Annotated in this window: 2 protein-coding genes and 1 pseudogene; 2 read left to right on the plus strand and 1 reads right to left on the minus strand. The window is 74.8% G+C overall.

The window, feature by feature from the left end; translation table 11 throughout:
- Together SACPADRAFT_RS0200540 and SACPADRAFT_RS0200545 are read left to right on the plus strand one after the other, a co-directional pair.
- The coding region (locus SACPADRAFT_RS0200540) for a DNA polymerase Y family protein (protein ID WP_007027440.1) at positions 1-579 on the plus strand (579 nt) is incomplete at its 5' end.
- Positions 580-792: 213 nt separating this feature from the next.
- The gene (locus SACPADRAFT_RS0200545; RefSeq protein ID WP_007027441.1) at positions 793-1215 is read left to right on the plus strand and encodes a DUF3040 domain-containing protein; all 423 of its coding nucleotides are present in this window, start codon (positions 793-795) and stop codon (positions 1213-1215) included.
- Positions 1216-1439: 224 nt separating this feature from the next.
- Here SACPADRAFT_RS0200545 and SACPADRAFT_RS0200550 read toward each other — a convergent pair.
- Positions 1440-1970, minus strand: a pseudogene (locus tag SACPADRAFT_RS0200550) (transglutaminase); the annotation flags it as partial.

Here is a 1970-nt window from a genome sequence, read left to right on the forward strand (position 1 = left end):
CGGCGGCTGCTCGGCACCGCCGCGGGCGACCACCTGCACGCCCTCGCGCACGGGCGGGACGAGCGTCCCGTGGTGGCCGACGCGGAGGAGAAATCGGTGGGTGCCGAGCGCACGTTCGATTCCGACCTGCGCGGGTATGAGGCCCTGGAGCGGGAACTGCTCCGGTTGTCCGGACGGGTCGGGGAGACGTTGCGTTCCCGGGGGCTGCGGGGGCGCACGGTGTCGCTGAAGGTGCGGTTCGCCGACTTCCGCACCGTCACCCGGGCCCGGACCCTGCGCAGCGGCACCGACGTCGCCCGGCGGATCCACCGCACCGCCGTCGACCTCCTGGCCGACGCCGTGCCCGGGGACGCGCCGGTGCGGTTGCTCGGTGTCCGGGTCGAGGGGCTGACCGGGACCGGGGAGCCCGAACAACTCACCCTGGAGGACGCGCTCCCGGCCGAGGCCGCGGTGACGGGAGGCGGGCGGGAGCCGGAGGGACGGTGGCGCGAGGCGGAGGCCGCCGCCGACGTCGCACGGTCCCGCTTCGGCAGCGCGGCCGTGCGCCCCGCCTCGCTGCTTCCCCCGGACGGGGTATGATCGGTCCGGGACGAAATCCCTGGTCGGGTGTGGTGGTTGGGCCCATCGGGCAAAACCCGGCACGCGGCGGCCGAGATCGGGTAGTCGTGCGGGCGTTGTGCTCGTATCCTGGGGGACGACACCCCCGATCGGGGAATCGTCGGGTCCACGAAGAACGCGCGGTTCCGGCGCCCAGCAGGGGTCGCCAGACAGCGCCGTGCCGGAGGAGGAGACATGCCACTCTCCGAGCATGAGCAGCGGCTGCTCGATCAGATCGAGCGCGAGCTCTATGCCGAGGACCCCAAGTTCGCGTCCACGGTACGAGGTACCCGGATGCACCGGCCCAGCCGCCGCAGGCGGGTGCAGGGCTTCGCCCTGGTGCTCACGGGCCTCGCCCTGCTCGTGCTCGGCGTCGTGCTGCCGGCGTCGTTCCTGCGGATCGCGGAGATCCCGTGGCTGAGCGTGCTGGGCTTCGTCGTGATGTTCTTCGGCGCCCTGGTGGCGGTCGCGTCCCTCCGGGCGTCCGGGGAAGCCGGGGAGGGCGACGCCGAGACCTCCGGTGGAGGTGCGGGCAAGCGCGGCGGGACCTCCGGCCGTCGCAGCGGCTTCGCGCAGCGGATGGAGAACCGCTTCCGGCAACGCTTCGAGGACCGCTGACCCGCACCGGCGGGTCCTGACCCGGAGACGGCTCGCACCCGCGCAACGTCCGTCCCGGCCGGGTCCACTGGCCCACCTGCACGCTGTCGCGTCGGAGACCGGTGGCACCGCACGAGGTCCGTTCCCGTGCAATGCCACCGGTCTCCGTTCGTCTCGGCTGTCCCCGCTCCCGGGTCGCCTCCCACCTCGGACACCGGCCTTCGCCGGAGCCGGGGGATGCGAGGTCAGCCGCGCCGGCGGCGCACGATCGAGCGGGGCCACAGCCGGGCGCGCCAGGACAACGGAGCGTTGCGCCGGAGGGCGTCCAGCACCCCCCGGAACGCCCCGGCGAACCCGGGGTCGCGGTCCCCGGCCGCCCCGTCGGGGCTGTACCAGGACCGTTCGAGCGCGGTGACCACGGCGCGCAGGTCCTCCCGCCCCCGCTCGTCCAGCCGGTGCCGCTGGGCGAGCCGTTGGGCCGCCAGCCGGATCGTGTCCGTGGCCGGGATGTCGATGCCCCGGTCCACACACTCCTGCATCAGCTCGTGCCAGGCGGCGTTGCCCGCCGAGGGCGTACCCGCACCGATCTCGCGCAACCGGCGTCCCCGCTGGATCCGCCGGACCGCGAACGGTGCCCCGGCCACCAGGGTGCCCGCCGACAGTGCCACGGCGACACCCCAGTGCAGCCACCATGCCAGCAGCATCGTCGCCGACCACGCGGCGAGCGCGGCCACGGCGAGCACCGGGCCGCGCCCGGTAACCGGTCCGCGGTCGCG

Origin of the sequence: Saccharomonospora iraqiensis subsp. paurometabolica YIM 90007, from assembly GCF_000231035.2 — a bacterium.
In the GTDB taxonomy this organism is placed as follows: Bacteria; Actinomycetota; Actinomycetes; order Mycobacteriales; family Pseudonocardiaceae; genus Saccharomonospora; species Saccharomonospora paurometabolica.